The 8,193-nt window shown below is 42.4% G+C and carries 6 protein-coding genes and 2 pseudogenes; 6 read left to right on the top strand and 2 right to left on the bottom strand.

The genetic code is table 11. From position 1 onward, the window contains the following. Positions 1-245, top strand: a pseudogene (locus tag IQ229_RS04955) (hypothetical protein); the annotation flags it as partial. A gap of 18 nt (positions 246-263) precedes the next feature. Here the strand turns inward: IQ229_RS04955 and IQ229_RS04950 are convergent. Next, positions 264-1,184: a lysylphosphatidylglycerol synthase domain-containing protein gene (locus IQ229_RS04950; RefSeq protein ID WP_194041800.1), complete on the bottom strand. Its 921-nt coding sequence runs from the start codon at positions 1,182-1,184 to the stop codon at positions 264-266. Positions 1,185-1,526: 342 nt separating this feature from the next. On the opposite strand from IQ229_RS04950, the gene IQ229_RS04945 reads away from it, so the two are divergent. Both IQ229_RS04945 and IQ229_RS04940 read left to right on the top strand, forming a co-directional pair. Beyond that, positions 1,527-2,093 (top strand): DUF6658 family protein, encoded by a 567-nt coding sequence (locus IQ229_RS04945; protein ID WP_194041798.1) that lies wholly within the window; start codon positions 1,527-1,529, stop codon positions 2,091-2,093. 99 nt (positions 2,094-2,192) lie between these two features. Then, positions 2,193-2,789 carry a hypothetical protein gene (locus IQ229_RS04940; protein WP_194041796.1) on the top strand — a complete coding sequence of 199 codons (597 nt, stop codon included), beginning with the start codon at positions 2,193-2,195 and terminating at the stop codon, positions 2,787-2,789. A gap of 192 nt (positions 2,790-2,981) precedes the next feature. Here the strand turns inward: IQ229_RS04940 and IQ229_RS04935 are convergent, their stop codons facing one another. Beyond that, positions 2,982-3,395, bottom strand: a complete 414-nt coding sequence (locus tag IQ229_RS04935) for a hypothetical protein (RefSeq protein ID WP_228013143.1) — start codon at positions 3,393-3,395, stop codon at positions 2,982-2,984. 75 nt (positions 3,396-3,470) lie between these two features. Here IQ229_RS04935 and IQ229_RS04930 point away from each other — a divergent pair, with 75 nt between their 5' ends. The 3 genes and pseudogenes from IQ229_RS04930 to IQ229_RS04920 all read left to right on the top strand — a co-directional run. Then, positions 3,471-5,006, top strand: coding sequence for an AAA-like domain-containing protein (locus tag IQ229_RS04930; protein WP_194041792.1), 1,536 nt, complete (start codon positions 3,471-3,473; stop codon positions 5,004-5,006). Then, positions 4,999-5,754 (top strand): annotated as a pseudogene (locus tag IQ229_RS04925) (AAA-like domain-containing protein); the annotation flags it as partial. The gene IQ229_RS04930 and the pseudogene IQ229_RS04925, both read left to right, overlap by 8 nt. 318 nt (positions 5,755-6,072) lie before the next feature. Further along, a partial coding sequence (locus tag IQ229_RS04920; RefSeq protein ID WP_409339894.1) for a CHASE2 domain-containing protein occupies positions 6,073-8,193 on the top strand: 2,121 nt, incomplete at its 3' end.

Here is an 8,193-nt window from a genome sequence, read left to right as displayed (position 1 = left end):
GTAGAAATTCTCGGAGACATTTAGAGACTCGGATTGCTCATTTGATTCGTTTTTACGAAAACTATTCCGAAGATGAATGCAAAGGAGTCATAAATTTTATCGAGATTTTTAATATCACATTTGCAATTTATGCAGAAAATGTAGAATATAATTTGATTAAGATGGAAGAAGAGGAACAAAGCAGTAATCAGCAATTAAATCTGGATAGTTATCGTGTGTTTTCACAGATGAAAGTAGATAGATAAAAATGAGTTTTGCCTGATTCAGGATTTCGCAAGGCGTTCATCTAACCAAGCTAAGGCAGCACCCGCAGTTTCAGCTAGAATACTAATGAGGCGGTATAGAGCGATCGCACTAAATACTAAGGCAGATGGAAAGTGGTGTCGTAAAAGTTCATACGCAGTCGCTTCAAACACACCTAACCCACCAGGCGCACCAGGTATAACAAACCCCAACAACCAAGCGCAACTAAAAGCCCCGAATAACAAAGGAATTTGATTCGCATTCAACGAACCCAAGGCGAACATAGTTAGTATAAACCCAGTAGCGCGTAGTCCCATAAAGCCTACTTCTCCTAACAAAGGGCGCAAAGGGTAGCTTTTAACACTGAAAGGAACAGTTGGTTGAGTGGTAGCAGCAGACTTTTTTGCTTTTAATTTATACAAAAAACGAATAACAGGGTTCAAAAACCACGGATGAATCGCACCAAGGACTACAGCTAAACTCAGAAATTGTAGTATTTGTATAACAAAAGTAGTATTCGTTGCTGCAAATTGGCTACTGCATAAGACAATAACGATTAAAGCAGCCGCTAGCATGAGTAGGGGTTCTAGCAAAACGCTTAAGGTGGCTGCACCTGTAGGAATATTGGCATTTTTGGCGGCGACAATTCGCCCGTAGTGATGCCAGATATTACCTGGTAAATACTTAGCTATGTTCGTTTTTAGGTAAACTTGGATGAATTGAGGAGATGATACAGGTTGATTTAACTCTTGCAGAATCCAAGTCCAGATCAAGCCTGCCCAAGTATGAGCTAGTAAAGTTACCCCTGTAGCGATCGCCATAATTGCCCATCCTACATCATCAATGCGGATAGCAGTTACCTCAATCCAATTATCCTTCAGAGCTTTTCCTAAAAAAAACAGCGTTCCCCCCAAAATTATCCAGCGTAGAAATTGCTTCATGAATTTAGTCATTTAACGTTGAGAGCAACAAGGGCTGAATACCTCAAATCTTATGGTGTATCAGCTATATATCCGAATATTTTGAAGTATCAAACAGCTTGATGTAGTTCTTTTTACGAAAAGTATATTACTTTATTTTATATCTCTCTAGAGTTAGATAAAAATATTATTTTTGTACTCATTAAAATGTAGCCTGCGCTAGAGGTAAAGAGCATTTTATTATTCATATCCTGAATACAGGTTATCGAAACTGAGCGAACCAAAACAAGCACAATAACTTGCTGACCAATCCAATGATTCAGCAAATTCTTAGTTTATTAAAATTTTGGTAAGGAGGACTACGTGAACGCCGTAAGAGTATTCTTGAAACAAATAAGATTGCGCCAGATATTAACTATCTTTTTAGCTGGACTATTGTTGATAGTTAGCACTGCTTGTAGTGGGGCAAATGTTCAAGGTGCAAATCCACAAAATCCTGCTGTACAAGCCGGTGGAGCAAACAACCCTTATAAGAATGGTGGAGACAAGTATGGCAACTACAGAATGTCCACCGATCCGAAAATAGCAAACCCAAAAGCCAGTCAGGGACGCGACCAAGCTAGCTTACAACCAAGTTCGCAATTGTTGATTGCTACAAATACACAATCTGAGATACTTTATCCTGGTGCCGAGACACCAGCAGGTCGAGTTGAGAAAGAAGCAGAACTGCCATTCATCACAGATAAAGACTTCCGCCAGCCTGAACCCGGTGGTTTGATTCAGAATGAATCAAATGTAGGAGATCGAGTTAAGGATCGGCTTGAGACTGTAAGAGAGAATGTTGAAGAAGCTTCTGGCTTTTTGAATAACAAGGCAGATGAAGCTAAAGCAAGACCTGAATTACAACCAAATCCAGCAGTAAACAGATAAAACTCTTATTTTATCTGAATGCTTTGGATGTAAAATTAATTCCAAATGCCATCTTGGTTGAAGTTTAACTTAGTCACAAAAAAGCAAGGACTTAAAAGTATGAAAAAAGCAATGACTTGGCTGAAAAATATTCGTCCCTTAAAAGTTTTAACAGTCTTTTTGGCAGGAATATTCTTATTTCTGACACAAGCTTGTGGTGCTCCAGGAATAGCAACACAACCACCACAGCCTGAGAAGCAACCAGGTTATACTCAACAACGATACGATCCCACAAAAGATTATCCTCTCTCTTCTCCTGCTGGTGGAATGAATAACTTTAGTGATGTAGAACCGAGAGGCAGATTAGACGAGAAAGCAGCGACTGACAGAGCTGATGCACTGGCGAAAAATGCTCAAAAAAATATTGACCAGAAAGGAGCTGACAGCCCAGAGCAGTATGGCGAAAATTACAAACAAGGTACACCTTTTGGTGAAAGAGTGAAGAACCTGGGTGAAGATATCGGCAGTTCAGCTGAGGAAGTTCGCAAAGGTGTTGTTAAGGGAACTCAGCGAGGAATTGAAAATATTAAGGGTAATACCCAGAATGCTGCCGAAGATGTGACAACAAATGTTCAGCGTGGGGCTGAGGATGTTGGTAGAAATGCTCGGCGTACAGCTGATGATGCAGGCAATGCAGTGAAGAGAGCGGTTGATTGAAATTAGTCATTTAATTCTTGTAAAAATTTGAAAGCGCCCACAGACTTATAGTCTGGTGCTACTAAAACAAAGCCTGTCTATGCAGGCTTTGTTTTGGTTTGAGATGAGGTTTAATTCCCTTAAACTCTATTAATAGATATCTCTATAAATTAAATATGCATTATCTAGAACCCTTGTAGAGATGTAGCACTGCTACGTCTCTACATTATTTTTCATATCTCTAATGAGTCTTTGAACTCCGTTAACGAGTCTTTGAACTCCGTTGACGAGTCTTTGAACTCCGTTGACGAGTCTTTGAACTCCGTTGACGAGTCTTTGAACTCCGTTAACGAGTCTTTGAACTCCGTTGACGAGTCTTTGAACTCCGTTGACGAGTCTTTTAGCTCCGTTGACGAGTCTTTTAGCTCCGTTGACGAGTCTTTTAGCTCCGTTAACGAGTCTTTTAGCTCCGTAAGCAATTTTTTTGGGCTGTCGGTAATTGCCTGCAACTGCGCTGTAGTAGAGTGTAACTAGTTGATAGCGCTGTGAATAAAATCCTAATTTGTTCAGGTAATCCTCAAAATAGGGAAAAACCGCCCTTGGATGACGAAGTACAGAATTACCCAACTTTTGTACAAAACTGACTCTCAACTAGAAAAGCTTTTCCACTCAAAAAGCTGAAGGAAGACAAGGTTAATAGTAATGTTAAACTCACAGGCTAAACGCATCTTCATCAGCTACAAGCGTAATGCTAGTCCCGATGAACCAGTAGCGCTGCAAGTCTTCCAGGCGCTATCGCAGCAGCACAAAGTCTTTATCGACCAAACCATGTCTGTCGGTACACGCTGGGCTGAATGTATTGAAGCAGAAATCCGCCAAGCTGATTTTTTGATTACTTTCCTTTCAGCCTTGTCAACCAGCAGCGAGATGGTGGTGGCAGAAATAGAGACAGCACACCACTTGGCAAAATCACAATCAGGACGCCCGATAATTCTCCCGGTGCGTCTTGCGTATCAAGAACCGTTGCTGTATCCCTTAAGTGCTTACTTAAATGGGATTAACTGGGCGTTCTGGAAAGATGCAGAAGATACGCCGCGCCTGATTGCAGAGTTGTTACAGGCTGTCTCTGGTGGTGCATTGGCTATTAGTGAAGAAAAATCGAAAGCAGACTTACTCCAGATGAGTCAGCCGTCACCCCTACCCCATCCCTTTCCTTCAGCACAACCAGTCTCCCTGGAAATGCCCGAAGGAACAATGGAATCGCAATCTATTTTTTACGTAGAACGCTCATCTGATGCACTTGCTTTGCAGACTATTGAGCGGCAGGGCGTGACAATTACAATTAAAGGCCCCCGGCAAATGGGCAAAAGTTCGCTGTTAATCCGCACAATTCATACTGCTGTGAATGCAGGGAAGCGGGTTGCTTTGTTGGATTTCCAATTGTTTGATAAAGCTGCCTTAACTAATGCTGACCTTTTCTTTCGCCAGTTCTGTACTTGGTTAACCGATGAACTGGAAATGACTGACAAAGTTGATGAGTATTGGAATATGCCTTTGGGCAATAGTCAGCGTTGCACTCGCTACGTCGGCCGCTATTTGCTGAAGGAGTTTGGCAACCCCATTGTCTTAGCGATGGATGAAGTTGAAAGGGTCTTTGATACTGATTTTCGCTCTGATTTCTTTGGAATGCTGCGAAGCTGGCACAATAGCCGCGCCACTACTCCCATCTGGAAGCAACTGGATTTAGCGCTGGTTACTTCCACCGAACCCTACCAGCTAATTGATAATCTCAACCAATCTCCCTTTAATGTTGGGCTAGTAATTGATTTAGAAGATTTTACAGCAGTACAGGTTGCTGATTTAAACCGCCGTCATGGTTCACCCTTCAGCGCCAGCGAAGAAAAGCAATTAATAGCGTTACTCGGTGGACATCCTTATTTAGTAAGGCTTGCACTTTACTCAGTTGCTAGCGATCGCCTCTATCCTACCGAACTATTTGCCAATGCGATCGCAGATAATGGCCCCTTTGGTAATCATTTACGTAACCACCTCTTCCGGTTGCATAACAAACAGGAGTTAGTTCACGGTATGTTCCAAGTAATTCACCAGAACACCTGTGTAGATGAGCGCATCTTTTTCCGCTTGCGGGGTGCAGGTTTAGTGCGCCGGGAAGGGCGTGTAGTGTTTCCCCGTTGTCAACTTTACACCAATTATTTCCGGGAGCATCTGCGTGGCTAATCCAAACATTTACACTGTAGGCGGGACAGTACAGGCTGGCGGTGGCATTTACATTCCCCGCCAAGCTGATGAGGAACTTTTAGCACTGTGTCGTGCCCGAACTTTCGCTTATATTCTTGCTCCACGGCAGGTAGGCAAGTCCAGCTTGATGGTGCGGACTGCCGAACAACTAGCTGATGAAGGTATCCAGTCGGTGATTATCGATCTGACTCAGTTGGGGGTACAGGTTACTGCTGAAGAATGGTATCTAGGTTTGCTCACCATCATTGACGATCAACTTATGCTAGATACCGATGTTGTTGAGTGGTGGCAGTCTCTTAAGCATTTAGGCATTACTCAACGGTTAACTAGGTTTTTTGAGGAAATTTTGCTGGTTGAAATTGTCATACCTTTGGTGATTTTCGTTGATGAAATCGACACAACTCTCAGTCTCAACTTCACCGATGACTTTTTTGCGGCTATTCGATATCTCTACAATGGGCGTGCCCGTATACCTAAATTTCAGCGTCTCTCTTTTGTCCTTATCGGCGTAGCAACACCAGGTGATTTAATCCGTGACTCCAAGCGGACGCCCTTTAATATTGGACAGCGCGTAGAGTTAACCGACTTTAACTTAGAAGAAGCACTAACTCTTGCTGATGGACTGGGTTTACCACTAGAACAGTCACAGCAGATGCTCAAGTGGGTACTGAAGTGGACAGGGGGACATCCCTATCTAACGCAGCGTCTCTGCCGGGCCATAACAGAGCAAGACAACAACAATTGGTCTCAAGCCGAAGTTGACCGCGTTGTAAATAGTACGTTCTTTGGTGCAATGAGTAAGCAAGACAATAACTTACAGTTTGTGCGGGATATGCTTACCAAACGGGCACCTGACCTTTTCGCTGTCTTAACTACCTACAGCGAGATCCGCCGTGGAAAGCGCATTGTCTTGGATGAGGAACAGTCTTTAGTCAAGTCCCACCTCAAACTCTCAGGTATTATCGTCCGCCGTGAACACGCTAGCTTGTGTGTACGCAATTTGATCTACAGGAAAGTATTTGATGACAGGTGGCTTAAAGAACATCTGCCAGTTAAGTTGAAAATGTTGACAGTTCAGACAGTGGTTCTTACAAGTATAGCTGTAGCGTTTTTGACTTTAAGTATGCGGGAACTCAAATGGTTACAGCCTTGGGAGTTAAGAGTTTATGACCAGATGTTGCGATCGCGTCCGGCAGAAGCACCCGATCGGCGGATTTTGCTAGTAAAAATTACTGATAACGATCTCAAACGCGAGAAATGGCCTTTATCAGATCGGACAATCAATCAGCTATTAAAGAAAATAGAGTCTTATCAACCGCGAATTGTTGGTTTATATCTTTTCCGACCGGAAGACAATAATTTGGCGGCTAATCTCCAAAATCAAGATAACATTGTCACTACCTGTTTGTTTAGCAGTTTGGGTAGAGATGAAATTCCCCCGCCACCCAACTTTCCTATAGATAATGTTGGGTTTAGCGATGTGGTTGCTGATAATGAAAACGACCAAATTCTCCGCCGCACTTTATTATTTGCCTACTCTACAGATAAGAAATGTACAACATCATTTGCATTTGGTGCATTAATTGCAATTAATTATCTAGAAAAACAAGGTATTGAATACGATTTCACTAAAAAAGGAGATTTTATATTAGGTAAAACCTTGTTTGTGCGTTTACAACCTAATTCTGGCGGCTACCAACATTTGGATGCACAGGGCTATCAAATATTATTAAATTACCGTCACCCCAACAGCCTCGACCAAGTAACCCTCACAGATGTTCTTAGTGGGCAAGCCAACCCCAGTTTATTTAAAGACCGTTTGGTAATTATTGGCACTACAGCAGCTAATATCCCTCCAAGTGGCTTTTATACGCCCTACAGCGCTTTACCAGATCAACCAGCCAGAATGCCTGCTCTGTTTATTCATGCACAGATAGCAAGTCAACTGATCAGTACAGTGTTGGATGGGCGACCCTTGATTTGGTATTGGCCCGACTGGGCGGAATTTATCTGGGTATGGGGCTGGTCGCTATTAGGTGGTGTTTTAGCATTGCGGTGGCAAAATCCGCTGCTTTTGCTAGTGGTGGTAGGGATAACTCTATTTGGCTTAGTAGTAATCTGCGTTGCTTTGTTTTTGCAAGCTGGATGGGTGCCATTAATCCCTCCTGCTCTTGCTTTGGTGATTAGTAGTATCTGTCTAATTGCTTATAGTAGCTACCAAAATCAGCGGCAAACTCAGGTGATTGTTCTGCAAGTTGAAAAACAACAAGAAGCGATCGCCCAATTAAATGTACTTTTAGAAGATAAAACAGCAATTCCCGACTCGTCTGTTGATTTTCCTCCCCCAGTTGATTCACCCGAAATAAAATCAGGTGATTTGCTTTTAGGTGGACGCTACAAAATCTCTCAAACTCTCGGCGCTGGTGGATTTGGTCGTACTTATTTAGCACAGGATACTCAACGGCCAGGTAATCCTACTTGTGTAGTTAAAAAGTTAATGCCAGCCCGTCAAGATGCACGATTTTTGCAAGTCGCTCGCAGATTGTTTCATAGTGAAGCTGAAATTTTAGAAATTTTGGGTAAACATCATCAGATTCCTGAACTACTTGCTTATTTTGAAGATAACCACGAATTTTATTTAATTCAACAATATATTGAGGGACATACCCTAAGTGAAGAATTACCACCAGTACAAAATGTGCAAAACGAATCATTTGTAATGGAAATGCTCAAACAAGTTTTAGAAGTTCTAGAATTTGTTCATCAACATCGAGTGATTCATCGCGATCTCAAACCGACTAATATTATTAGATGCGCTCAAAATAATCGGCTGGTATTGATTGACTTTGGTGCTGTTAAATTAATGCAACCGCCGAGTAGCGAGCAAACAGAATTAGCCACAGTAGCCATCGGAACGCGAGGTTATGCACCTCCAGAACAATTTGCCGGTCATCCCCGTTTATGCAGTGACATTTATGCTTTAGGAATGATTGCTATTCAAGCCATAACTGGGATACCACCGCAAGAACTCCACCCAGATCCAGAAACGGGGAATGTGATGTGGCGACAAACCGTGCAAGTGAGTGAAGAATTAGCGGCAATTATAGATAAAATGGTTTGCTATCATTTTAGCGATCGCTATCAATCAGCCACCGCAGTTTTACAA

Source organism: Nostoc cf. edaphicum LEGE 07299 (assembly GCF_015207245.1).
In the GTDB taxonomy this organism is placed as follows: Bacteria; Cyanobacteriota; Cyanobacteriia; order Cyanobacteriales; family Nostocaceae; genus Nostoc; species Nostoc edaphicum_B.
This window is presented reverse-complemented; position numbering and strand designations above follow the sequence as displayed.